Annotated in this window: 21 protein-coding genes and 1 pseudogene; 9 read left to right on the forward strand and 13 right to left on the reverse strand. The window is 53.6% G+C overall.

Translation table 11 applies throughout. The annotated features are described in order from the left end of the window. Window positions 1-142: 142 nt before the first annotated feature. Window positions 143-352 carry a YdgH/BhsA/McbA-like domain containing protein gene (locus tag ACT9TW_RS17475; protein ID WP_182061216.1) on the forward strand — a complete coding sequence of 70 codons (210 nt, stop codon included), beginning with the start codon at window positions 143-145 and terminating at the stop codon, window positions 350-352. Window positions 353-471: 119 nt separating this feature from the next. On the opposite strand, the gene ACT9TW_RS17480 is transcribed toward ACT9TW_RS17475, so the two are convergent. Next, the gene (locus tag ACT9TW_RS17480) at window positions 472-1,161 is read right to left on the reverse strand and encodes a VIT1/CCC1 transporter family protein (protein ID WP_182061217.1); all 690 of its coding nucleotides are present in this window, start codon (window positions 1,159-1,161) and stop codon (window positions 472-474) included. Between the two features lie 157 nt (window positions 1,162-1,318). Here ACT9TW_RS17480 and ACT9TW_RS17485 point away from each other — a divergent pair, with 157 nt between their 5' ends. Then, the gene (locus ACT9TW_RS17485) at window positions 1,319-2,227 is read left to right on the forward strand and encodes a cation diffusion facilitator family transporter (protein WP_446493205.1); all 909 of its coding nucleotides are present in this window, start codon (window positions 1,319-1,321) and stop codon (window positions 2,225-2,227) included. A 148-nt stretch (window positions 2,228-2,375) separates the two neighbouring features. On the opposite strand, the gene ACT9TW_RS17490 is transcribed toward ACT9TW_RS17485, so the two are convergent. Then, a complete protein-coding gene (locus ACT9TW_RS17490) occupies window positions 2,376-2,957 on the reverse strand; it encodes a cytochrome b/b6 domain-containing protein (RefSeq protein ID WP_446493855.1) in 582 nt (193 codons plus the stop codon). A 250-nt stretch (window positions 2,958-3,207) separates the two neighbouring features. On the opposite strand from ACT9TW_RS17490, the gene ACT9TW_RS17495 reads away from it, so the two are divergent. The 5 genes from ACT9TW_RS17495 (at window position 3,208) to ACT9TW_RS17515 (ending at window position 9,758) form a co-directional block, all read left to right on the forward strand. Continuing rightward, window positions 3,208-4,125 (forward strand): aminoimidazole riboside kinase, encoded by a 918-nt coding sequence (locus ACT9TW_RS17495; protein WP_446493206.1) that lies wholly within the window; start codon window positions 3,208-3,210, stop codon window positions 4,123-4,125. Window positions 4,126-4,297: 172 nt separating this feature from the next. After that, on the forward strand, window positions 4,298-5,815 hold the full coding sequence (locus ACT9TW_RS17500) for a carbohydrate porin (protein ID WP_446493207.1): 1,518 nt from the start codon (window positions 4,298-4,300) through the stop codon (window positions 5,813-5,815). 137 nt (window positions 5,816-5,952) lie between these two features. Continuing rightward, window positions 5,953-7,323: a sucrose-specific PTS transporter subunit IIBC gene (locus tag ACT9TW_RS17505; protein WP_315685872.1), complete on the forward strand. Its 1,371-nt coding sequence runs from the start codon at window positions 5,953-5,955 to the stop codon at window positions 7,321-7,323. After that, window positions 7,323-8,723, forward strand: a complete 1,401-nt coding sequence (locus tag ACT9TW_RS17510; RefSeq protein WP_446493208.1) for a sucrose-6-phosphate hydrolase — start codon at window positions 7,323-7,325, stop codon at window positions 8,721-8,723. The genes ACT9TW_RS17505 and ACT9TW_RS17510 overlap by 1 nt, the downstream gene beginning before the upstream one ends. 30 nt (window positions 8,724-8,753) lie before the next feature. After that, complete coding sequence (locus tag ACT9TW_RS17515; protein ID WP_182061223.1) at window positions 8,754-9,758, forward strand: LacI family DNA-binding transcriptional regulator; 1,005 nt, start codon at window positions 8,754-8,756, stop codon at window positions 9,756-9,758. Window positions 9,759-9,805: 47 nt separating this feature from the next. Here ACT9TW_RS17515 and ACT9TW_RS17520 read toward each other — a convergent pair whose 3' ends face one another. Next, complete coding sequence (locus tag ACT9TW_RS17520) at window positions 9,806-11,131, reverse strand: 2-hydroxycarboxylate transporter family protein (protein ID WP_446493209.1); 1,326 nt, start codon at window positions 11,129-11,131, stop codon at window positions 9,806-9,808. Between the two features lie 451 nt (window positions 11,132-11,582). Between ACT9TW_RS17520 and ACT9TW_RS17525 the strand changes: the two genes are divergently transcribed. After that, on the forward strand, window positions 11,583-12,530 hold the full coding sequence (locus ACT9TW_RS17525; RefSeq protein WP_014070404.1) for an AEC family transporter: 948 nt from the start codon (window positions 11,583-11,585) through the stop codon (window positions 12,528-12,530). 34 nt (window positions 12,531-12,564) lie between these two features. Further along, complete coding sequence (locus ACT9TW_RS17530; protein WP_446493210.1) at window positions 12,565-14,250, forward strand: NAD-dependent malic enzyme; 1,686 nt, start codon at window positions 12,565-12,567, stop codon at window positions 14,248-14,250. Window positions 14,251-14,293: 43 nt separating this feature from the next. On the opposite strand, the gene pptA is transcribed toward ACT9TW_RS17530, so the two are convergent. From pptA to ACT9TW_RS17580, 10 genes and pseudogenes are all read right to left on the reverse strand, one after another. Next, on the reverse strand, window positions 14,294-14,524 hold the full coding sequence (gene pptA, locus ACT9TW_RS17535) for a tautomerase PptA (RefSeq protein WP_014070406.1): 231 nt from the start codon (window positions 14,522-14,524) through the stop codon (window positions 14,294-14,296). A 37-nt stretch (window positions 14,525-14,561) separates the two neighbouring features. Further along, window positions 14,562-15,179: a glutathione S-transferase family protein gene (locus tag ACT9TW_RS17540; protein WP_446493211.1), complete on the reverse strand. Its 618-nt coding sequence runs from the start codon at window positions 15,177-15,179 to the stop codon at window positions 14,562-14,564. A 39-nt stretch (window positions 15,180-15,218) separates the two neighbouring features. Then, complete coding sequence (locus ACT9TW_RS17545) at window positions 15,219-16,106, reverse strand: transporter substrate-binding domain-containing protein (protein ID WP_446493212.1); 888 nt, start codon at window positions 16,104-16,106, stop codon at window positions 15,219-15,221. Between the two features lie 9 nt (window positions 16,107-16,115). Then, window positions 16,116-16,889, reverse strand: a complete 774-nt coding sequence (locus ACT9TW_RS17550) for an amino acid ABC transporter ATP-binding protein (RefSeq protein ID WP_182061230.1) — start codon at window positions 16,887-16,889, stop codon at window positions 16,116-16,118. Next, window positions 16,873-17,799, reverse strand: a complete 927-nt coding sequence (locus ACT9TW_RS17555) for an amino acid ABC transporter permease (protein WP_166715394.1) — start codon at window positions 17,797-17,799, stop codon at window positions 16,873-16,875. The genes ACT9TW_RS17550 and ACT9TW_RS17555 overlap by 17 nt, the downstream gene beginning before the upstream one ends. 9 nt (window positions 17,800-17,808) lie before the next feature. Further along, window positions 17,809-18,318, reverse strand: a complete 510-nt coding sequence (locus tag ACT9TW_RS17560; RefSeq protein WP_446493213.1) for a GNAT family N-acetyltransferase — start codon at window positions 18,316-18,318, stop codon at window positions 17,809-17,811. 9 nt (window positions 18,319-18,327) lie between these two features. Beyond that, window positions 18,328-20,591 (reverse strand): annotated as a pseudogene (locus ACT9TW_RS17565) (NtaA/DmoA family FMN-dependent monooxygenase). Between the two features lie 15 nt (window positions 20,592-20,606). Continuing rightward, the gene (locus ACT9TW_RS17570; RefSeq protein WP_446493214.1) at window positions 20,607-21,728 is read right to left on the reverse strand and encodes an amidohydrolase; all 1,122 of its coding nucleotides are present in this window, start codon (window positions 21,726-21,728) and stop codon (window positions 20,607-20,609) included. Then, entirely contained in the window at window positions 21,725-22,726 is a 1,002-nt protein-coding gene (locus tag ACT9TW_RS17575; RefSeq protein WP_446493215.1) for an MsnO8 family LLM class oxidoreductase, read from the reverse strand. The genes ACT9TW_RS17570 and ACT9TW_RS17575 overlap by 4 nt, the downstream gene beginning before the upstream one ends. A gap of 65 nt (window positions 22,727-22,791) precedes the next feature. Beyond that, the gene (locus ACT9TW_RS17580; RefSeq protein WP_446493216.1) at window positions 22,792-23,376 is read right to left on the reverse strand and encodes an AAA family ATPase; all 585 of its coding nucleotides are present in this window, start codon (window positions 23,374-23,376) and stop codon (window positions 22,792-22,794) included. Between the last annotated feature and the right edge of the window lie 271 nt (window positions 23,377-23,647).

The following is a 23,647-nucleotide window of genomic DNA, read 5'->3' on the forward strand; positions in this document are numbered from 1 at the left end:
TTACGAATCATTAAAATCATTCTATTTTTTTGAACGATGCAAGCAAATTGTTTCGGTTTTAATCACCTCATGCTCGTCCTATTATTTATCACATCAGGGCAATACAGCCCCATACAGAACAAAATAACTTAGGAATACGACCATGAAAACCATCAAAACTTTAGTTGTAGTTTCCGCTCTTTCTCTGATGTCTTTCGGTGCTTTCGCACAGAGCATTAGCGCTAACGCATCAACCCTGGATCGTGCAGAAGCCAAAATTGCCGCACAGGCAGCTGAACAGGGTGCGTCATACAAAATTACCAGCGCTCAGTTTAATAACCGCGTTCATATGACAGCTGAACTGACCAAATAAGAGGATCAGGGGTTGCCGAAATATCGCCCCTTTCATCTCTTTGTAGCAAAACCCTTTAGCCCCCTCGGGGGCTTTTTTGCGTTTATTATCAGGTTCTCTCCTGAGAATTAAACGGTTTTTTAAAGCAACGCTCGTCCGGCGAGATGCCCAACCCCCATCGACAAAACCATTGCCATAGTGCTCCAGAAAGTAATTCTGATGATCGCCCTGACAGGAGACGCTTTGCTGACAACCGAAGAGATATACCCCAGCGCAGCCAGCGAACAAAGAGTAGACAGGATAATAAACACAGAAACCCGCGTTGCTGGTGCTAGCCAGGCAACCAATAAAGGCAACACCGCACCGGCAGAAAAACTCAGTGCTGAAAAGAGGGCTGCCTGTAGCGGCCGCGCAGAATTCGTGCCTGTTAGCCCGAGCTCTTCCCGGGCATGAGCATCCAGTGCATCCTTCACCATTAATTGCTCTGCAACCTGGTGAGCGAGTGCCGGCTCTACCCCACGTTGTATATACAGTGTCGTAAGCTCCCGCACCTCGCCCTGATAATCTGTTTCCAGTTCCTTTTGTTCCTGTGCCAGAGCGGCGTTTTCTGTATCCGCCTGCGATGAAACAGAAACATACTCCCCTGTCGCCATCGACATCGCTCCCGCAACCAGGCCAGCAACCCCCGCCAGTAAAACGCCAGAGGGACCTGTATTTGCCGACGCGACGCCAAGGACAAGGCTTGCTGTCGACACAATACCGTCATTTGCCCCCAGCACGGCGGCCCTTAGCCATCCAACGCTTTCAATACTGTGTCGTTCAAGATGCATGTTTCTGTTTTCCTGTGAATTAGATAATGAATATCACTGGCATTGCGGATATATAAAAACTGCATTAACAGATATTGTATTTATTTGTTCTTTTCATTGCATTAATATTGAATAAGTTTAGCCCATAATTTGGTTTTTTGTTTATTCGGAATATTTTATGAGAAATGATAATAAATATCATGAACGTTCAGTTGCTGCAAAAAAAAGCACGTTAATTAGCGTCATTGTAAATTTCTTCTTATCGTTTACACAGATCCTGACGGGTTTATTTTCAGGTTCACAAGGGTTAATTGCTGATGGGATTCATTCTCTTTCCGATTTAATAGCTGATTTTGTTGTGTTGTTTGCCAATAAAAAAAGCCGTAAACCTTCAGATAATGATCACCATTATGGGCACTGGCGCTACGAAAACGGCGCGTCGATGATTCTGGGAATGCTACTGGTGGCCGTCGGTGCCGGAATGTTGTGGTCTGCAATCGTGAAATTGATGCATCCGGAGCAGCTTTCTGAAGTTCATTCGGCCGCGCTCTGGGTGGCACTGACAGCACTCATCGTAAAAGAATCGCTTTTCAGGTACATGCTCAGTGTTGCCAACCGTGTTCAGTCCTCACTCCTTGTGGCAAATGCATGGCATGCCCGTTCTGACGCAGCATCATCGGTCGTTGTAGCGATTGGCATTATCGGGACTCTGGCTGGATATCCCTGGTTTGATCCTGTTGCTGCGTTTGTGGTCGGGGTCCTGATATTACGTATGGGTTACTCATTTGCTTCTGATGCATTGCACGACCTGATGGACCGCTCTGCCGATCAGGAAAAAGAGCATGAAATAAAAGCTATTCTTCTCTCAACGCCTGGTGTTGCCGGGCTCCATGACCTTAAAACGCGTAAGGCGGGAGATCTGATCCTGGTCGACGTTCATCTGGAAGTTCCTGAAAACTTATCCGTCAGGGATGGACATGATATTGCGATTGCTGCACGGGAACGGGTGTTAAAAAATAACGATGTCCTGAATGTTATGGTGCATATCGATCCATTTTCCGTAAAAGAACCGGATTTTGGTATTTAGGATACTGGCCGTAGTTAATGGGGGGTTATTCTTCCCTCCGTTGGAACAACGCGGCCGATTGATACATTCTGGCACCCAATAATAACGCTGTAGAAGGCAGTTTAGCCCGCCACTACAGCGTACCTTTTCCATAATCATCTCAACCGTTTTACTCGGTAACGGGATTTTTCCTTTGGCTGCGGGCGGTGAGGAATATATGAAGCAAACCCATCGCCCCATGAGCCCAGAAATAAGTCTCAATAAATACCGTCAGAAACTTATGTAAATGCAGCACACTTTCTGCCAGCGCAGATGATGGCCCGTAAAAGGTATTTAGTGCGAACCACGCCCCACCGCACGCTGCAACGCCCAACAATGCCAGCACGCCAAGCCCCTGGATTAATGCCGCTATTCCACCAGCATGGGCTTCAGGTAGACGGAATGAAAATAGCATTTTAACGTCTTCAATCACCCCCCGAAAATCAAGGGTCAGCCAGGCAAAATAGTAACGAAATCCTCGTTGCTTCAGCATCCATCCAAGCATGATAAGACCAAGAACAATCAGTGCTAATCCGGAGATAACATGGAACCATGTGACGAAACCGGTCAGTGAAAAATCGCTAAGCGCCTCGCTTTCTGTAAGATTAGAATTGATGATCTGCAATAAAACCAATACAGCTACGATAATATGCAGCACACGGAGAAAGGGAGTGTCTTTGTGAGGAAGTGCATTTCGTAATTGTTCGTTCATCATTTGACCATTCGGTTAGTGGATTTGACCTTATTAGTATCATGTCTATTAATTAACGAAACCTTAACGTCTCACAGAGATGTATTCTGCTTTAAACATTGGAACAATCGCCAACAGCGTCTCCCTGTCAGTTCCCTCTTTTGCCTTGACTCGCACTTTTCGGCTCATGGCATTTCACTTACTTTATCCGTGTGCTTTAATATGCTAAACCGGTTTAATATAGTTTAGCATTGAGAGGGGAAATACCAACATGAATGCAAAAATCTGGGTTCTGGGCGACGCGGTGGTAGACCTGCTGCCGGAAAGCGAGGGCCGCCTGCTACAGTGTCCTGGCGGCGCACCGGCTAACGTGGCGGTAGGTGTTGCTCGCCTTGGCGGTAACAGTGGGTTTATCGGGCGCGTGGGCGACGATCCGTTTGGTCGTTTTATGCGCAACACCCTGCAACAGGAGCAGGTTGATGTCAGCCATATGCGCCTTGACGGTCAGCATCGCACCTCCACTGTGGTTGTCGACCTTGACGAACAGGGAGAGCGAAATTTTACCTTTATGGTGCGTCCCAGCGCGGATCTGTTCCTGGCAGAAGAAGACCTGCCGGAGTTTACCGCCAACCAGTGGCTGCACGTCTGCTCTATTGCCCTTAGCGCAGAACCCAGCCGCAGCACCACATTTACCGCGATGGAAAAAATCAAACGTGCCGGTGGCCGGGTGAGCTTTGACCCTAATATCCGCCTGGATCTTTGGCAGGATCAGAACCAACTACACACCTGTCTCGATCGCGCCCTGCGTCTGGCAAACGTGGTGAAGCTGTCTGAAGAAGAGCTGATATTCATCAGTGGCAGTGATGATATCGCACTGGGGATCGCCAGCATTACCGAGCGCTATCAGCCTGAATTACTGCTGGTGACCCAGGGCAAAGCGGGCGTCATCGCCGCATTCCAGCAGCAGTTTACCCATCTCAGCGCTAAGCCGGTTGTCAGCGTGGATACCACCGGCGCGGGCGATGCTTTTGTAGCCGGTCTGCTCGCAAGCCTTGCTGCCAACGGAATGCCGACGAATATCAATGCGCTGGAACCAACACTTACTCTCGCGCAAACCTGCGGCGCCCTGGCAACAATGGCGAAAGGCGCGATGACTGCCCTGCCATACCAGCGCGATCTACATCGCTAGTTTTGATCCTAAAGGCCGCCACGCGCGGTCCACTTTGTTGCATCCATCACACTTATTAAACCGGTTTAGCAAAATCAATTTCAAAATGTTAAATGTCATGCTTAACATAGCAACTAAACCGGTTTAGCAAAAAACACACGATTTTAAATTTTTCTTTTGGGATGCAATCTATATGTTCAGAAAAAGCACACTCGCGGTTCTCATCGCTTTGCTAACCGGCGCCGCCTCAGCCCATGCACAAACGGATCTCCGCAGTATCGAAGCCCGTTTAATTGCGCTGGAAAAACGCCTGCAGGATGCAGAAAACAGAGCGCAAACGGCAGAAACCCGCGCCGATTCTGCAGAGAAAAAAGTTCAGCAGCTCACCACTCAGCAGCAAAAAACCCAGGACAGTACTCAGGAAGTGGCTCAGCGTACTGCCAAACTGGAGAAAAAAGCCGATGAGAAAAGCGGGTTTGAGTTCCACGGCTACGCCCGCTCTGGCGTGATAATGAATGACTCCGGTGCCAGCACCAAATCCGGGGCCTACATGACGCCAGCAGGGGAAACCGGCGGGGCTATCGGTCGTCTGGGAAACCAGGCCGATACCTATGTCGAAATGAATCTTGAACATAAGCAGACCCTGGATAATGGGGCGACGACCCGCTTCAAAGTCATGGTCGCCGACGGTCAAACCACTTATAACGACTGGACGGCGAGCACCAGTGATTTGAACGTTCGTCAGGCCTTTGTCGAGCTGGGTAACTTACCGACCTTCGACGGGCCGTTTAAAGGCTCCACCCTGTGGGCCGGGAAACGCTTTGACCGCGACAACTTTGATATTCACTGGATCGACTCGGATGTCGTGTTCCTCGCCGGTACCGGCGGCGGTATTTACGATGTCAGGTGGAACGACAGCATTCGAAGCAACTTCTCTCTGTACGGACGTAACTTCGGTGATATTGCTGATTCGAGCAACAGTGTGCAGAACTACATCGTCAGCATGAACAATTTCATTGGTCCTGTGCAGGTGATGGTCAGCGGGATGCGGGCCAAAGACAACGACGAACGCCAGGATACCAACGGTAATCCGGTCAAAGGCGATGCGGCAAATACCGGGGTACATACGCTGCTCGGGTTGCACAACGACAGTTTTTACGGCCTGCGTGAAGGCGCCAGCAAAACCGCCCTGCTCTACGGTCACGGCCTGGGTGCAGAAGTTAAAGGTGTCGGCTCCGATGGTGCGTTACGCTCGGGGGCCAACACCTGGCGCTTCGCCAGCTACGGCACCACGCCAATTAGCAAGAACTGGTTTATCGCCCCGGCGATACTGGCACAAACCAGTAAAGATCGTTATGTCGATGGCGACAGCTACCAGTGGGCAACCCTCAACATGCGCCTGATCCAGGAGATCAATCAGAACTTCGCCCTCGCTTATGAAGGCAGCTACCAGTATATGGACCTCAAGCCTGAAGGTTATAACGATCGCCATGCGGTAAACGGTAGCTTCTACAAGCTCACCTTCGCCCCGACCTTTAAGGTTGGCGACATCGGTGATTTCTTCAGTCGTCCTGAAATCCGCCTTTACACCTCATGGATGGACTGGAGCAAAAAACTCAATAATTACGCCAGCGATGACGCACTGGGCAGCAGTGGTTTTAAATCGGGCGGCGAATGGTCGTTCGGGATGCAGATGGAAACCTGGTTTTAACGGTTAACACCTGATAACAGTAACCGCCGGGGCGACAAAGTATGTTTCGTCGCCCCGGACACAATAACAACGAAGAGAATGCGCCCCGGCTATCACGAGGCGACAACTCGAAAATCAATACGCATTCAGAGGGTACTATGGATTTTGAACAGATTTCCCACTCGCTGCTTCCGCTTCTGGGAGGCAAGGACAATATTGCCAGCGCCGCGCACTGCGCCACACGCCTGCGCCTGGTGCTGGTCGATGATTCACTGGCCGATCAGCAGGCCATTGGCAAAATTGATGGTGTTAAGGGCTGTTTCCGTAACGCCGGACAGATGCAGATTATCTTCGGCACCGGGGTGGTGAACAAAGTCTACGCCGCCTTTATCCAGGCGGCAGGGATTGGCGAGTCCAGCAAATCAGAAGCTGCCGACATTGCGGCGAAAAAACTGAATCCTTTCCAGCGCATCGCCCGCCTGCTGTCGAATATCTTTGTGCCGATCATCCCGGCTATCGTCGCCTCCGGTCTGTTGATGGGCCTTCTTGGGATGGTCAAAACTTACGGCTGGGTCGACCCGGGCAACGCCATCTACATCATGCTGGATATGTGCAGCTCGGCGGCGTTTATTATTCTGCCGATCCTGATTGGCTTCACCGCCGCCCGCGAATTCGGCGGTAACCCCTATCTTGGTGCGACGCTTGGCGGCATTCTGACTCACCCGGCGCTCACCAACGCCTGGGGTGTGGCCGCGGGTTTCCACACCATGAACTTCTTCGGCCTTGAGATTGCCATGATTGGCTATCAGGGAACCGTGTTCCCGGTGCTGCTGGCAGTGTGGTTTATGAGCATGGTTGAGAAACAGCTACGTCGCGTTATCCCGGATGCACTGGATCTGATCCTGACGCCATTCCTGACGGTGATCATTTCCGGTTTTATCGCTCTTCTGATTATTGGCCCGGCCGGTCGCGCGCTCGGCGACGGTATTTCGTTAGTCCTCAGCACCCTGATTACCCATGCAGGGTGGCTGGCCGGACTGCTGTTTGGCGGTCTCTATTCGGTTATTGTTATTACCGGTATTCACCACAGCTTCCATGCCATCGAAGCCGGGCTGCTTGGCAACCCGTCCATCGGCGTAAACTTCCTGCTGCCGATTTGGGCGATGGCCAACGTCGCTCAGGGCGGAGCTTGTCTGGCGGTGTGGTTTAAAACTAAAGATGCAAAAATCAAAGCCATTACCCTGCCCTCGGCGTTTTCTGCCATGCTCGGCATCACCGAAGCGGCGATTTTTGGTATTAACTTACGCTTTGTAAAACCGTTTATCGCAGCCCTGATTGGCGGCGCGGTGGGCGGTGCGTGGGTGGTATCCATGCATGTTTACATGACCGCGGTAGGTCTGACGGCTATTCCTGGCATGGCCATCGTGCAGGCCAGCTCGCTGCTGAACTACATTATCGGGATGGTTATCGCCTTTGGCGTCGCCTTTGTCGTCTCCCTGGTACTGAAATACAAAACGGACGCTGAATAATGTCACTTCCATCACGCCTGCCTGCGATTTTGCAGGCCGTTATGCAGGGCCAGCCGCGCGCGCTGGCCGACAGCCACTATCCCCGCTGGCACCATGCGCCGGTGACCGGGCTGATGAACGATCCCAACGGCTTTGTTGAATATGCCGGACGTTATCACCTGTTTTATCAGTGGAACCCGCTCGCCTGCGATCATAAGTTCAAGTGCTGGGGGCACTGGAGCTCTGCCGATCTGCTGCACTGGCAACATGAGCCAATCGCACTAATGCCCGATGAAGAGTATGACCGTAACGGCTGCTACTCCGGCAGCGCAGTGGTAAACCTGGGTACCCTCACCCTGTGCTATACCGGCAACGTCAAATTTGATGACGGCAGCCGAACCGCATGGCAGTGCCTGGCGACGGAAAATGCCAACGGCACGTTTACTAAGCTCGGCCCGGCATTACCGCTACCGGAGGGCTATACCGGCCATGTGCGCGACCCAAAAGTCTGGCAGCATGAAGGTCGCTGGTACATGGTGCTGGGCGCACAGGATCTGCAAAAGCGCGGCAAGGTGCTGTTGTTCAGCTCCGCGAACCTGCATCAGTGGAATAATGAAGGCGAAATCGCCGGTTACGCTATCAATGGCCTGGACGACGCAGGCTATATGTGGGAGTGCCCGGACCTGTTTGCGCTTGGCGACCAGCATGTCCTGATTTGCTGCCCGCAAGGGATTACCCGCGAGAAAGAGCGCTATCTCAACACCTACCAGGCAGTGTGGATGAGCGGCGATTTCGACTACGACCGCGCTGCTTTCAAACACGGCGAACTGCACGAGCTGGACGCCGGGTTCGAGTTCTACGCCCCGCAAACCATGCAGGCCAGCGATGGCCGCCGTCTGTTAGTCGGCTGGATGGGTGTCCCCGACGGCGAAGAAATGCTTCAGCCGACGCTGGCTAACGGTTGGATCCATCAGATGACCTGCCTGCGCGAGCTGGAGTTTATCGACGGTCAGCTCTGTCAGCGCCCGCTGCGCGAACTCACTGCCCTGCGTGGCGAAGCTCGCGGCTGGCAGGACAGCACCCTACCGCTGGAACCGATGGAAATATCCCTGGAAACCGCCCGTGACGATGCGTTACACATCGATTTTGGTGGCGCGTTAACCCTCGAGCGCGATGCCAGCGGTATCCGTCTGGCGCGACGCAGCCTCGCCAGTGATGAAACCCACTATCGCTACTGGCGCGGCGAAGTTCGCTCGCTGCGGATTTTTATCGACCAGTCGAGCGTAGAAATCTTCATCAACGACGGTGAAGGCGTCATGAGCAGCCGGTATTTCCCGGACTATCCGGCGCAGCTAATGTTCTCCGGCATCACACCTGAAGCATTCTGCTACTGGCCGCTGCGACGATGCGTGGTAGAATAAGCGTTTTGCTTTCAGGCTCATGGCGTCGTAATGAAAACCAAACGCGTAACCATTAAAGATATCGCCGAACTGGCTGGCGTTTCCAAAGCAACCGCCAGTCTGGTGATGAGCGGGCGTGGCAAGGAGCTGCGCGTGGCGCAGGAAACTCGCGAGCGTGTGCAGGCGATTGCCCGCGAGCATCATTATCAGCCGAGCATTCATGCCCGCTCGTTACGTGATAACCGCAGCCACACCATCGGGCTGGTGGTGCCGGAGATCACCAACTACGGTTTTGCGGTCTTTTCCCACGAGCTTGAGACGCTGTGCCGCGAGGCAGGTGTTCAGCTGCTGATCTCCTGTACTGATGAAAATCCCGCTCAGGAGAGCATGGTGGTGAACAATATGATTGCCCGTCAGGTTGACGGGCTGATCGTCGCTTCCTGCATGCATAATGACGCCGATTATCTGAAGCTCAGCAACCAGCTGCCGGTGGTTCTGTTTGACCGCTGCCCCAATGAAAGCGCCCTGCCACTGGTCATGACCGATTCGATTACCCCGACAGCAGATCTGATTTCCCGTATCGCACCTCAGCATAGTGATGAATTCTGGTTTTTAGGCGGCCAGCCGCGGCTATCGCCGTCACGCGACCGACTGGCGGGCTTTACGCAGGGTCTGGCCCAGGCGGGTATCGAACTGCGCCCGGAATGGGTGATCAACGGCAACTATCATCCCAGCTCCGGCTACGAGATGTTCGCCGCCCTCTGCGCCCGTCTCGGTCGGCCGCCAAAGGCGCTGTTTACCGCTGCCTGCGGACTGCTGGAAGGGGTGCTGCGCTATATGAGTCAGCACAATTTGCTCGATTCCGATATCCATCTGGCGAGCTTTGACGATCACTATCTCTACGATTCGCTGTCGCTGCGTATTGATACCGTGCAGCAGGACAACCGTCAGTTGGCCTGGCACTGCTACGACCTGATAAGCCAGCTGATTGATGGCAATACGCCCGAGCCGCTTCAGCGCTACCTGCCTGCGACACTGCAAATCCGCCATCGGTGATTGCCGTTCAGCAAGCCGGGCGTATACCCGGCTTACCTTCGTCAGCACTACATTATCCATCCCAGCAGCAGCGTGGCGAAAATCACCGTCGATGCGCCGCCGATACGGGTGGCAATCTGCGCGAACGGCATAAGCGACATACGGTTAGAGGCGGACAAAATCGCCACATCCCCTGTTCCACCCAGGCCGCTGTGACAGCAGGTCACAATTGCCGCTTCAACCGGGTACATGTTCAGCCGAGAAGCAATAAAATACCCGCTTAACGCCATCGTAATCACAATCGAGCCGCAAACGACCACGTATCCCACAGAAAAGACCGACACCACGCTTTCCAGTGGTACATACAACATGCCCAGGCCAATCATCAGCGGCCACACCAGCGCTGCGGACACAAACTTATAGCAACTGTGCGCCCCCTGCTCCATTGAGTCCGGGATCAGCCGGAAGTACTTGCACAGCACGGCAATCAGGATCATCAGCACCGGGCCTGGGATATGCACCAGCTTTTCAAACAATCCCCCCACAATGAAGAACGCGCACACCATCAGCAGGCCGCCGCCCATCAGGTGAAAATCGGTCGGCTGCACATGCTGTGCGCCAGCGAACAGGTTATCCTCGTTTTTGCCGCGGGTTAACATGCCATTCCCTGAAAGTGAGGGCCGTTTCGCCCCCAGGCGCGCAAATACGCCTGCGCAGATAATCGCGAAGATATTCCCCACCACCGCGGCCGGTGCCAGCTGCGCCACATAGACGTCCGGTGTTTGCCCCAGTATTGCTGAATACGCCAGCGACAACGGCAAAATCCCCTCGCCAATCCCGCCCCCGATAATCGGAACGATAATGAAAAAGAACGTGTGATACGGCGTAAAGCCGAACAGTGAACCGACGATTAACCCGCTCATCACGGCCATCAGCGTGCCGACCACCAGCGGAACAAACATGCGGATCATCCCCTGGATCAGCAGAATGCGGTTCATCCCCAGAATGCTACCCACCACCAGACAGGCGATAACAAAATAGAGCAGGTTCGCCTCTTTCATCAGCAGGTGAACGGTATCCAGCGTATGTTTCTGGAACACCCCGAAATAAACCAGTATCGATGGCACCATCAGACACAGGATCGCCGGGCCACCGATATCTTTCAGCACCGGGATTTGACGGCCGATTTTGGCAAACGCAAAACCGAGCGTCATGATCACCGCCAGTCCGCCAATCATATTTTTCGGCAGCAGTCCCGCCCACGCGGAAATGGCCACGATAGAGGCAATGCCCACAAACAAGATCAACGGCACAGCCCCAACTTCAGCATTGTTCAGGCTGAAGGCAAAACGGGGGGATGCCGCTGGAGAAGGATGTACAGGATTATCTTTCATATAATCACCTGATTAGTCAGTTCGGATAAACAGAGAAAAAAGAATAACTTGGTGTTATTCATGAGATTTAAAACGTTCTAAAAAGAAAATAAAATTCAATAAGGCCATTTGTAAAACTGGCTTAGGCTGAAAATATCATGGTCAAAATCAGTAAGACAGATCACTCATCAACATGATTGATGGAAATGTGAGCAGCACGGTAATTCCATTTTAAATAACTTAAATCATCATTACGTAACTAAAGTTACTGGCAATTCTGTTTTTTATAAATTACTGCATTTTTCTTGTCATTCATCAATATATGAATACATGAAGCCTTATCAAACTAAAACAATCATTTTGAAATTAATAAAACCAGATAGAGTGTGACCGTTATCACTCCTGCCCTGTTTGCTAACCGCTAGATTAGCGCATCAACAAAACCCATAAAATGTACTCGACAGGATATCTTATGCCCTCATTATTATTACAGTCCCTGTTTCCACTCGTCTTTATTATGCTATTAGGGTGGTTAAGCGGAAAACTCGGTTATACCCGGCGTGAAGATGCAAACGTTCTGGCAACGGTAGTCATCCGCTTCGCCCTTCCTTTTCATCTTTTTATTGGTGCATTAAATACTGACCCAAATAAAATTAAGAACCTGACATTTATGGCCGTGCTGGTTGTTGGGCTGATGGGTTCCTATTTGCTGACTCTATTTATTTCACGCTTTGTTTTTCGTCATGATATTAAAACCAGCGCCATTCAGTCACTGGTGTGCGCCTTCCCGGATATGGCCTATTTTGGTGCCCCGGTTCTGGCGGTATTGATTGGCCCGGAAGGATTTATCGGCGTCCTGATCGGTAACATCATTACCAGCGTCATTATGATTCCATTGACTATCGTATTGATTCGTATGGGGGATAAAAGTGGTGATGAGAGCCTCAACGCGCTGCATCCGGGTGCGATGGTGCTGCAAAACCTCATCAAAGCAGCCCGCAATCCTATCGTCTGGATCCCGGTTTCGGGCGTGTTGTTAAGCCTGGCCGGTGTGCAAATTCCGCATATTCTCAGTATGCCGATTGAAATGGTTGGCAAAGTGTCTGGCGGGCTTTCTCTGTTTGCCCTTGGGCTTCTTTTCTACGGTGAACGTCCAAAACTTAACGTGCAGACATTTACCAATATCAGCATTAAAAACCTTATTCAGCCAGCCATGATGGCAGCAGCCGGCCTGGCATTTGGACTCAGCCATACGTTATTGCAACAAGTTGTTATTATTGGCGCCACACCTTCCGCCATTGCCGCGGGAATGTTTGCGTTACGCAGCGACACCTATATTGATACGGCCTCCTCATCGATTTTGATTGGTACTGCCGTGGGTGTGCTGACAGAAGGCATTATGATTTATTTAATTTCTTAATCTGTTTTAATTCAAATTCGCTCAGGAGTTACCCATGTCTCGCAAAGAAGTGCTTTATACACCGTATAACGGAGCCGTTTTGCTGGAAAATCCGCTGTTAAACAAGGGGCTGGCATTTATTAAAGAAGAACGTGACAATTTTAATTTGCACGGTTTATTACCTCACAATGTAGAAACTATCGAAGAACAGACCGAACGCGCCTGGGTGCAATTCTGTCATTTCAAGAGTGATATTTCCCGCCACGTGTATCTGAGAAATATCCAGGACACTAACGAGACATTATTTTACAACCTGTTACGCTCGCACCTTAAAGAAACCTTACCCATTATCTATACGCCAACCGTAGGTGAAGCGTGCGAACACTTCTCTACCATTTATCGCCGTGCGCGTGGTTTATTTATTTCATGGCCTAACCGCCACCGTATTGACGAGATGCTCCAGAGTTTTTCCCGCAATGATATCCGCGTCATCGTGGTCACCGACGGGGAACGTATTCTGGGGCTTGGGGACCAGGGGATCGGCGGCATGGGGATCCCGATTGGTAAGCTGTCTTTGTATACCGCCTGTGGCGGTGTGCACCCGGCCTCTACGTTGCCGATTATGCTGGATGTTGGTACCAACAATCAGCAGCACCTGGACGACCCGATGTATATGGGCTGGCGTCACCCGCGTATCAGCGATGACCAATACGCCGAGTTTATGGACATGTTTATCAACACCGTTAAAGCGCGCTGGCCGGATGTTCTGCTCCAGTTCGAAGATTTTGCGCAAAAGAACGCGACCAAACTGCTCCAGCGCTATCGTGACCAGCTTTGCTGTTTCAATGACGACATTCAGGGCACAGCGGCAGTCACCTCCGGCACGCTGATTGCCGCCGCTCACGCCGCGGGAACTCGCATTCGCGACCAGCGCGTCGTCTTTTTAGGCAGCGGCTCGGCTGGATGTGGCATCGCGGAAAAAATCGTGGCGCTGATGGTGGAAGACGGACTGACCGAGGCGGAAGCCCGCAGCAGGATCTTCATGGTCGATCGCTTTGGTCTGTTGACGGATGACATGACCAACCTGCTCGACTTCCAGAAAAACCTGCTTACGGCGCGGGTAAATCTCCAGGACTGGCAGGTTGAATCGAACAATATTTCGCTGCTGGAGGTGGTGAAAAACGCCAGACCAACGGTGATGATTGGGGTTTCAGGGCAGCCAGGGCTGTTCAGTGAAGAGATCGTCAAAGAGATGCATCGCCACTGCCCACGCCCGATTATTATGCCGCTGTCTAACCCGACATCGCGTGCAGAAGCGCAACCGCAGGACCTGATTGAGTGGACGCAGGGTGCCGCCCTGATTGCCACCGGCAGCCCGTTCGCACCGGTGTTCTATCAAAACGAGCAGTATGAAATTGCCCAGTGCAACAACGCGTATATCTTCCCGGGCCTCGGTTTAGGCATCATGGCCTGTAACGCACGCCGGGTTACGGAAGAGATGCTGATGACCGCCAGCCGCACGCTGGCCGCGCAGTCTCCGCTGGTCACCACCGAAAAAGGTGGCCTGCTGCCTCCGGTGGATCAGATTGAGTCTGTTTCCCGAACGATTGCGTTTGCCGTTGCGCGCACGGCCATTGACCAGGGGGTTGCACCCGCCATCGCTGAGGACGAATTGATGGCGCGGATTGAGAAGACCTGGTGGCAGGCGGATTACGCGCCGTATCGTCGCTCGGCGCTGTAATGCTGTGGCCGGGTAGCGACATCGCCTGACCCGGCCTACAAACTTACATCGAATAGCCGGGTTTCTTAATCAACTCATCCATCTTCGGGCCAATTTCTGTGTCCCAGACCTGAGCTTTCCAGTCTTCCGGCTGTACCTGATTCAGGGCAACAGACACTGAGCTGTCTTTGCTGTCGAAGTGGCGAATTATCACCTGAGCAATATCTTCCGCCAGCGCGGCTTTTTGTTCATCGTTCAAATCGCGAGGGAAACATTTGATATCTACGTGTGGCATGTGCAGGCTTCCAGTTGTGAGTTAGTGTTCCACGTTATCAGATAATTTCGTTCGCCTTTAACACCTTGTGCAGTTCAGGCAGTGCGCACACAGCATCCGCAATGGCAGTTATCTTTGGCGTATTAGCAGCAAACCACGCGTGGCGCGGCCCCCAGGATCGCATCACCGCGAGATAAACATCAATCAACGTTAGCTGTTCGCCAAAGGTATAGGGCGCGGGATTGAGCTGATTCTCCAGCCACAGCCAGAGGGATTTCCGGTATTCGAAGCAGTTTTCCCTGAGCTGTTCCGGTGCATCATGAACCCAGCGCTCAGGATAATCGGCGTAGGTGAAGGTGGGATAGACATTAGCCACCAGCCAGATCAGCAGACGCTGAAACTGGCGGCGTTCAGGCTGGCCAACGGGCGGCGCGAGATCCGGGCATCTGTCGAGCACCATCAGGGCGATGGCCGCCGTTTCAGTCATTATCTCACCGTGCTCCAGCGCCAGCGTCGGCACCTGACACAACGGGTTAAGCGTTTCGAGTAAGGACCGCTGTGGGCCGGGTGCATCAAAACCGTCAACATTGACGAACTGATAAGGAATGTCGGCCAGGATCAGCATCACTTCACTGATTGCCGAACCCCAGCCGGGTACGCCATAGAGCTTCATCATGTTGCCCCTCAGGAATAAAACCCTAAGTGTAGAGCAGCATTAGTAAGTTATCCCCGGCGGGTTGACCTCTGATTGCGCCACCGCTTCGCCCTGTTCGCCCCAGCGCGCCAGCACCTTCTGGTACTCACCGCGCTGAATGGCACCGTCAAGCGCCGCCTGTAGCGCATACACCAGCTCGTTGCCTTTTTTGGTGGTGGTGGCGACATAGGCCTTCTTCGGCCCTAAGCCTACTACGCGGGTTTTGCCGATTAACGCGGCTTTATACGCCGACACGGACTGCGGGCCAAAAAAGACATCCGCCCTTCCGGACTGAATGTACAGATTGCCCGAAGCATCATCGGTCAGATACACCGGCAGCGCAGTTTCACGCCCGGCGCGTTTGTTCTCTTCGTTCCAGCCGAGCAAAATACGCTCCTGGTTGGTCCCGGAGCCGACAATCACCTTTTTGCCCGCCAGATCGACTGCACTTTTTATCGACTGAATATCACTGGTGGATTTCACCGAAAAGGCCAGGGAATCAACACGGTAAGTGGCAAAGTCAAACTTCTCTTTGCGCTGTTCGGTAACGGCGATATTCACCAGCGCCACGTCATAACGCCCGGAGGTAATGCCCAGCGGCCAGTCTTCCCAGGCGGTGGGCACCAGCTTCAGCTTTAGCCCCAGGCTGCCCGCCAGCAACCGGGCGATATCCGGGTCGCTGCCGATACGCGTGCGGTTATCACTAGCGAGCAGCGCAAGCGGCGGTGAATTGAGCGCAGAAATCGCCACCGTCAGCGTGCCCGGCTCGACAAACTGATAGCCTTTGGGGATCTTCGCCACTGCCTGCTGATCCACCGTAACCGGCAGCGGTTGCTCATTGGCTTTTAAATCAATGCTGGCGTGGCTCGCCGTGGTCAGCACCAGACCGGCCAGAACTCCATATTTCATCTGCACTCCTTACAGCACTTTTGACAGGAACTGGCGCGTTCGCGCGTGGGACGGGCGGTTTAATACCTCGTCGCTGCTGCCTTGTTCAACAATTTTGCCATCGACCATAAACACCACCTGATCCGCCACTTCGCGGGCAAAACCGATCTCGTGAGTCACTACCACCAGCGTTGTCCCGGAACGGGCCAGCTTTTTGATAACGTCCAGCACCTCGCCCACCAGCTCTGGATCGAGTGCAGAAGTGGGTTCATCAAACAACATCACCCGTGGACGCAGCGCCAGCGCGCGGGCAATGGCAATGCGCTGCTGTTGACCACCGGAAAGATGGCGCGACCAGGCATCGGCTTTTTCGCGCAGCCCCACCACGTCCAAAAGCCCATGCGCCCTTTCGATGGCCTCTTTGCGGCTCAGTTGTTTATGGGCAATCGGGGCTTCAATCAGGTTTTCCAGCACAGTGAGATGCGGGAACAGATTAAAGTTCTGGAACACGTAACCCACGTTTACGCGCTGCTTAAGGATCTCTTTTTCCTTGAGTTCATACAGCTTATCCCCCTGACGACGGTAGCCAATGTAGTCCCCGTCTATCTGGATAAAGCCTTCATCCACCCGCTCCAGATGATTAATGGTGCGCAGCAGCGTGGATTTCCCGGAGCCGGATGGCCCGAGGATCACCGTAACGGAACCGGGAGGGATCTCAAGCGAGACGTTATCCAGGGCTTTATGGCGGCCAAAGAACTTACTGACGCCGGTAATTGAAATGTGTCCTTCAGGAGAGGCTTGCATGGACAGGCTCCTGTACTTGAGTGGTGGTCACGGAACGGGTACGGCTACTGGCGCGGTTCTGATTCACCGCCGAACGGCGTTCACTACGGGCAAGACCACGTTCCACTAAATGCTGAATGGCGGACAACACCGTGGTGATCACCAGATACCACACCGCGCCAACCATCAGCAGCGGGATCACTTCCTGGGTGCGGTTGTAGATCATCTGAATGGTGTAGAACAGCTCCGGCATCGCCAGCACGTAAACCATTGCGGTGCCCTTCGCGAGGCTGATGATTTCGTTGAACCCCGCCGGCAGAATGGTGCGCAGCGCCTGAGGCAGAATAATGCGCAGGGTACGACGCCACGCGGGCAATCCCAGTGCGGCGGCCGCTTCATACTGACCGTGATCGACCCCAAGAAAACCTCCGCGAATAATTTCAGCGGTGTAAGCGCTCTGGACCAGCGTCAGCCCCACCACGGCGGTGGAAAATTGCCCCAGCACGTTGATGGTTTCAAAGCTTCCCCAGGTGATGCCGGTAAAGGGCACACCAAGGGAAAGCGTGTCGTAGAGATACGAGAAGTTATAAAGGATGATCAGCACCACAATCAACGGCAACGAGCGGAACAGCCAGATATAGCCCCAGGCCAGGCTGCTTAACAGCCATGAAGATGACAGCCGCGCCAGCGCCAGCATCCCGCCAATCACCACGCTTAAGACGGTACCAATCAGCGTCAGCAACAACGTCTGGCCTAACCCTTCCAGAATAACCGGATCAAAGAACCAGCGGGCAAACACCGCCCACTCCCAGCGCGGGTTAAAGGCCACGGACTGAATAACCACGGCCAGCACAAACAGCGCCGCCACGGCACCAACGGCGCGCAGCGGGTAACGCGCCGGGACCACCTTTATGGTTTCAACGTTTCTCATCGTCGTTCCTCATGCGGTTTTACTGAACGCTTCGCGTACCAGCGTTTTGGTGAATCGCAGCCGCCCGTCAAACGGGGGCTGGCTGTACTCTTCCGGGTCACGGTTAAGATCGAACTGCGGCTGATAGCCCTGGCTGATATAGAGCCTGACGGCCTCCGGCTGACGAAAACCGGTGGTGAGGTAAATCTGGCTATACCCCGCCAGCACCGCCCGGCGTTCCAGCTCCTGTACCACCCGTGCAGCCAGCCCTTGCTGGCGTAGCGCCTTATTCGTCCAGATGCGTTTGATCTCGGCAGTGCGTTCATCAAAGGGTTTGTAGGCCCCGGTGGCGATGATCTCACCGTCACGCTCCAGCACGATAAACAGCCCCTGCGGCACTAAGTACCACTGCGTCAGTTCCACTTCTGCGTCTTTGGAGAAATAGTCCCCGTAGCGGGCGGCGTATTCACCGAACAACCCATCAATGATGGGCTGAAGATCGGCGTCTTCCGGCGAAACATCGCGAAATTGTTCGCTCATACGACCTCCTTAGTCACCCAGACCAGCCGGGTTCACTTCTGATTGCGGGATACGCTCAACCCCTTCGCCCCAGCGGTTCAGCACTTTGTCGTAGTCGCCGTTTTTAATCACGCCGTTAAGCGCGGTCTGCACCGGCTCCACCAGACCACTGCCTTTTCTCAGCGTGACCGCAATGTGCGCGGCTTTCGGCCAGCCGCCGTCTACGCTGCCCACCAGTTTGGTTTTTCCGTTGAGCGCGGCTTTCCATGCGCCAATCACGTTCGGGCCAAAGTAGGCATCTGCGCGTCCGGACTGGAGCGCCAGCGTTTGGGCTGCGTCGTCTTTGGTGTAGACCGGCGTAAAGGGTTTCAGCCCCTTCTTCAGGTTTTCAGCATTCCAGGCCAGCAGGATCGCTTCCTGATTAGTACCTGACCCGACGATAATCCGCAGCCCGGCAATGTCTTCCGCCTTCTCAAGCGTTTTGATCGGGCTGGTGGATTTGACGTAGAAGCCGAGGGAATCTTTACGGTAGGTGGCAAAGTCAAACTTCTCTTTGCGCTCTTTGGTGACGGTGATATTGCTGATTGCCGCATCGTATTTCCCGGACGCCACGCCGAGCGGCCAGTCTTCCCAGGAAGTTGGCACCACGTTCAGCTCAAGCCCAAGGCTATCCGCCACCAGACGAGCAACGTCAACTTCACTGCCGAGCAGCGTTTTGTTATCGTCGGAAAACACTGTCAGCGGCGGTTGATTAAGGCCTGCCACCGCAACGGTGAACTTGCCCGGAACGGCAAAACGGTAGTCTTTCGGTAGCTGTGCGACCGCGTCATTGTTTTTAGTGGTATTGACGGGTGTTTTATTGGCCTCAATGCTCACGCCGGTGCCGTTAATATTCACATTCTCTGCCCAGACGGCAGGGGTAAAGGCCAGCGCAAGCGCCAGAATAAGCGTTGTTTTCTGCATAGCGGGGTTCTCTTTTATTGTTGTGTAAACTGATTTTTAGGTTCGTCTAATCCCAGACTTTCACGCAGCGTGGTGCCGGGATATTCGGTGCGGAACAGGCCGCGAGCCTGTAAGACCGGCACGACCTGTTCAACAAAGCGCGGGAAGGTATCCGGCGTCCCGCCCTGAATGATGAATCCGTCAGCGGCAAAGCCGTCGAACCACGCCTGAAGCCCGTCTGCTACCTGTTCCGGGGTGCCGGAGAAACGCGGGCGCGGTGAGGCGGCTTCCAGCGCCACCTGGCGCAGGGTTAAGTTGCGCTCCCGGGCATTACGCTTAATTTCATCCGTGGTGCTGCGGAAGCTGTTTTTGCCCAAATCGCCAATATCCGGGAAAGGTTCATCGAGCGGATATTGGCTGAAATCATGATGTTCAAAATAACGGCCGAGATAATTCAGCGCGTCTTTAACAGAGACCAGTGCCGCGGTGGTTTGATACTGGTTTTCCACATCATCGGCATCTTTGCCGACAATCACGCTGACGCCCTGGAATATATGTAAATCCGTTGCGCGGCGACCATGACTTTCCAGCTGTTGTTTCACGTCGTGATAAAAGGCCTGCGCCTCTTCTAACGATTCGTGATGGGTAAATATGGCGTCGGCATGTTTCGCTGCCAGTTTTTTCCCGTCGTCGGATGCGCCAGCCTGAAATACAATCGGCCGTCCTTGTGGTGTGCGACCAATATTCAGCGGCCCGGCGACCTTAAAGAAATCGCCGTTGTGATCCAGGGTATGCAGTTTTTCAGGATCAAAGAACTGACCGCTCTCTTTATTACGCACAAAGGCATCGCCTTCCCAGGAATCCCACAACCCTTTCACCACATCCAGATATTCATCGGCAATGCGGTAACGCAGCGCGTGTTCCGGGTGTTTTTCGCGGGAAAAATTCTTCGCTGAACCTTCCAGCGGTGAGGTCACCACGTTCCAGCCCGCACGGCCATTGCTCAGATGATCCAGGCTTGCAAACTGGCGCGCCACGGTGAATGGCTCGCTGTACGAGGTGGATAATGTTCCCACCAGCCCCAGACGCGTGGTGATGCTCGCCAGCGCGGATAATACGGTGAGCGGTTCAAAGCGATTTAAAAAATGCGGAATGGATTTTTCATTAATATAAAGGCCATCAGCGACAAATAAAAAATCGAGCTTACCCTCTTCCGCCTTCAACGCCGTGTCTTTAACAAAATTAAAATTAATACTGGCATCTGCGGCAGCCGCCGGATGACGCCACGCAGACATATTTCCGGATGCACCATGCAATATGGTTCCCAGCCGCAATTGTCGGGTTGCAGACATATTCACCTCTTATGTTTAAACGTGTTGCAGTGCTTTTTCCGCAAGCTGTGCAAAATAGCGGGCAGCGGGCTCGATCAATGCTTCATCTGGGTTAAATGCCGGATGGTGTAAGCCGAAGGGGCTGGCGCTGCCAATACTGACAAATGCACCCGGAATATTCTGGAGATAAACCGCAAAATCTTCCCCGCCCATATGCAGCTCTGCGTGCCGGGTTTCATAACCTGCTTCCCGGGCAACCGAGGTGGCGAATTCAGCCCAGCGTTCGTCGTTCACTAGCGCCGTTGGCCCGGCGTACCAGGTAATATCGATCTGCGCGCTAAAGGCGCTGGCAAACCCGGCCGCGATTTCACCCACCCGCGCTTTGACGTTCTGCTGTACCTCGGTGCGGTGAGTACGCAGCGTACCTTCCAGCCCGACGCTCTCCGGCAGGACATTCCAGGTGTTCCCTCCGGCGATGCGCGTGACGCTAAGCACCACGGAATCCAGGGTATTGACGTTACGGCTGGCCACGCTTTGCAGCGCCGTCACCAGCTGGCTGGCCAGCACAATGGCATCATTTCCTTCGTGCGGACGTGCGGCGTGCGCCCCTTTTCCGGTAATGCGAATGACAAACCGGTCAACGTTGGCATAAAACGGCCCACCGCGGGTGGCGAATTCACCCACCGGCAGCCCCGGCTCGTTATGCATCCCGAAGATGGCGCTGACATCATGTAACACCCCCGCGCGCACCATGCTTTTTGCCCCGCCGAAATTTTCCTCCGCAGGCTGGAACAGGATCCGCACGCGTCCGTTGAGCGCGTCTTCACGCTCTTTGAGCTTCAGCGCTGCCCCCAGGATCACGCTGGTATGGATATCGTGTCCGCAGGCGTGCATCACGCCCGCGCGCTGTGAGCTAAATGACACACCGCTGCGTTCCTCTATCGGCAAGGCATCAATATCTGCACGCAGGGCAATCAGCTTTTTGCCAGTACCAATTTCCGCCACCAGCCCCGTTGGCAGTTCATAAGGCAGCGGCGTGATGCCCGCGCGGGTCAACCACTGGCGTAAACGGGCGGTGGTTTCCACTTCCTGCCCCGACAGTTCCGGGTTCTGGTGCAGCTCGCGGCGCCAGGCAATCAGTTGTTCACCAAAACTCATGCTGTAACCTCCTTGTTGAGTCGCGCCTGCGCCAGCAGACGCAGGGACTGAATACGCGTTGCGCCATCCGCAACCGGTGTATCAATAATGAATTCGTCGATGCCCCACTGCTGGTGCAGCGCGTTAAATTGTGCCAGTACCGATTCCGCCGTCCCCGCCAGCAGAGACTGCGCGCGACGGGCAATACGCACCGGCTCGCTCCCGGCCTGGCGGGCAAAGGCATAGGCCTGCTCTTCGCTTGCTACGGTCACACGCTGACCATTTGCCAGCTCAACACCCCACACTTCCACTTTTTGCGCCAGGGCATCGGCCTGGGTCTGCGAAGAGGCAACAATCACCTGTACCGCAACGATGACGTCACGGGCGCTGTTAGCACGCCAGGTTGCAATCACATCGCGCAGCAGGTCGGGATCACCGTTCAGGTGCGCGGCAAAGACAAAATGCCAGTCAAGTTTTGCCGCTAACAGCGCGCTTTCGGTGCTCGCTCCCAGCAGGAATCCCTGAGCCGGAACCTGTGGCAGCGGCGTGGCACGCACGGCATCATCCTGCGACGGGTTTTCATTGCGTAACCAGCCATCCAGCTGCGTCAATTGATCGGCAAAACTGCCCTTTTGCTGCGGGTTCTGACCCTGCTGTAATGCACGGGTCGAGAGCGGCAGACCGCCGGGTGCTTTACCCACGCCCAGATCCACGCGCCCGGGAGCAATGGCCGCCAGAACGTTAAAATTTTCCGCCACTTTGTACGGGCTGTAATGCTGGAGCATGACGCCGCCAGAGCCGACGCGAATGCGCTTTGTTTGCCCGAGGATCCAGGCAATCAAAAGCTCCGGCGAGGGGCTGGCCAGTTGAGGGGTATTGTGGTGTTCGGCAATCCAGAAGCGGTGATAACCCAGGGTTTCTGCCTGTTGGGCCAGGCTTAAGGTGCGCGCCAGCGCATCGGCCGCCGTTTCATTTTCGGCTATAGGGCTCTTATCCAGAATGCTGATTCGCCAGGACATGTTGTTATCTCGTTTGACTTAACATGTCGTCATTATTAAAGGCGGATTTCACCACTGAGAAACAATTAATTTACATTTGGATTGCCGGAAACTGGGAATGCAAAACCCTTTTCAGACTGTGCCTTTAGCGAAGAAATCAGCGTTTCTGCGTCCTGTCGCCGGGTGATGCGCACAAAACGGATATGGTCATATTGCGGGTTTCGCATATCAACTTCGTAACGTTCGCGGTTACTGCGCCAGGTTTTGATTGTCCAGATGATGATGGACTCACGGCTGAAAAACGAACGACGAAAGCTTTCACAATTTCCCGTGCCGGGCCACAGCTCCTGTTTATGCCACGCACGCCTGAATGCCCGGCTCACGGCCTGATACAGGGTGAGGGTAAACCCGTAATCCACCCACACCACCAGATCCACATTGCGCCACTTAACAGGGCGCGTGCGGTTATAGTTGCCGTCGAGCACCCAGTCCTCGGTGGCGGCTAACGTGTTTTCAAGCTTAGCCCACAGCGCATCGTCCTCTGTTCCCTGCCAGTTCGGGCGCCAGTAAAGCCGATCCATCTCGATGTACGGGATAGCAAGCTCGGCGGCGATCCGCCTTGCAAGTGTACTTTTTCCGCTCCCGCTGGTACCAATTATATTGATTTTCACTCTCCCTCCTGGCCTGTAAGAAGAAAAACTGAGCAAATCATAGCGTTTAAACCCTGTTAATAAAACGCTATTTCGGATTATCAGTTTACCCGGAGAGTCTACGTATCGCTGTTTATTTGGCTTAAGTCATTTATTTGCAGGGGTGCGTTACTCTGAACCTGTTAATATTTTCATTTTTATTACACAACAAAAATAAAACAGGTAAAAAATAGTTAACTTAGGGTGTTCCGAATATCTTTACTTTCAGGGAGAATACACTCGTTGTAAAACA

Source organism: Enterobacter sp. C4G1, assembly GCF_052886895.1.

Excerpts from the sequence above, each read along its gene's own strand:
- ACT9TW_RS17475 (WP_182061216.1), top strand. The coding sequence starts at position 143 with ATGAAAACCATCAAAACTTTAGTTGTAGTTTCCGCTCTTTCTCTGATG.
- ACT9TW_RS17480 (WP_182061217.1), bottom strand. The coding sequence starts at position 1,161 with ATGCATCTTGAACGACACAGTATTGAAAGCGTTGGATGGCTAAGGGCC.
- ACT9TW_RS17485 (WP_446493205.1), top strand. The coding sequence starts at position 1,319 with ATGAGAAATGATAATAAATATCATGAACGTTCAGTTGCTGCAAAAAAA.
- ACT9TW_RS17490 (WP_446493855.1), bottom strand. The coding sequence starts at position 2,957 with ATGAACGAACAATTACGAAATGCACTTCCTCACAAAGACACTCCCTTT.
- ACT9TW_RS17495 (WP_446493206.1), top strand. The coding sequence starts at position 3,208 with ATGAATGCAAAAATCTGGGTTCTGGGCGACGCGGTGGTAGACCTGCTG.
- ACT9TW_RS17500 (WP_446493207.1), top strand. The coding sequence starts at position 4,298 with ATGTTCAGAAAAAGCACACTCGCGGTTCTCATCGCTTTGCTAACCGGC.
- ACT9TW_RS17505 (WP_315685872.1), top strand. The coding sequence starts at position 5,953 with ATGGATTTTGAACAGATTTCCCACTCGCTGCTTCCGCTTCTGGGAGGC.
- ACT9TW_RS17510 (WP_446493208.1), top strand. The coding sequence starts at position 7,323 with ATGTCACTTCCATCACGCCTGCCTGCGATTTTGCAGGCCGTTATGCAG.
- ACT9TW_RS17515 (WP_182061223.1), top strand. The coding sequence starts at position 8,754 with ATGAAAACCAAACGCGTAACCATTAAAGATATCGCCGAACTGGCTGGC.
- ACT9TW_RS17520 (WP_446493209.1), bottom strand. The coding sequence starts at position 11,131 with ATGAAAGATAATCCTGTACATCCTTCTCCAGCGGCATCCCCCCGTTTT.
- ACT9TW_RS17525 (WP_014070404.1), top strand. The coding sequence starts at position 11,583 with ATGCCCTCATTATTATTACAGTCCCTGTTTCCACTCGTCTTTATTATG.
- ACT9TW_RS17530 (WP_446493210.1), top strand. The coding sequence starts at position 12,565 with ATGTCTCGCAAAGAAGTGCTTTATACACCGTATAACGGAGCCGTTTTG.
- pptA (WP_014070406.1), bottom strand. The coding sequence starts at position 14,524 with ATGCCACACGTAGATATCAAATGTTTCCCTCGCGATTTGAACGATGAA.
- ACT9TW_RS17540 (WP_446493211.1), bottom strand. The coding sequence starts at position 15,179 with ATGATGAAGCTCTATGGCGTACCCGGCTGGGGTTCGGCAATCAGTGAA.
- ACT9TW_RS17545 (WP_446493212.1), bottom strand. The coding sequence starts at position 16,106 with ATGAAATATGGAGTTCTGGCCGGTCTGGTGCTGACCACGGCGAGCCAC.
- ACT9TW_RS17550 (WP_182061230.1), bottom strand. The coding sequence starts at position 16,889 with ATGCAAGCCTCTCCTGAAGGACACATTTCAATTACCGGCGTCAGTAAG.
- ACT9TW_RS17555 (WP_166715394.1), bottom strand. The coding sequence starts at position 17,799 with ATGAGAAACGTTGAAACCATAAAGGTGGTCCCGGCGCGTTACCCGCTG.
- ACT9TW_RS17560 (WP_446493213.1), bottom strand. The coding sequence starts at position 18,318 with ATGAGCGAACAATTTCGCGATGTTTCGCCGGAAGACGCCGATCTTCAG.
- ACT9TW_RS17570 (WP_446493214.1), bottom strand. The coding sequence starts at position 21,728 with ATGAGTTTTGGTGAACAACTGATTGCCTGGCGCCGCGAGCTGCACCAG.
- ACT9TW_RS17575 (WP_446493215.1), bottom strand. The coding sequence starts at position 22,726 with ATGTCCTGGCGAATCAGCATTCTGGATAAGAGCCCTATAGCCGAAAAT.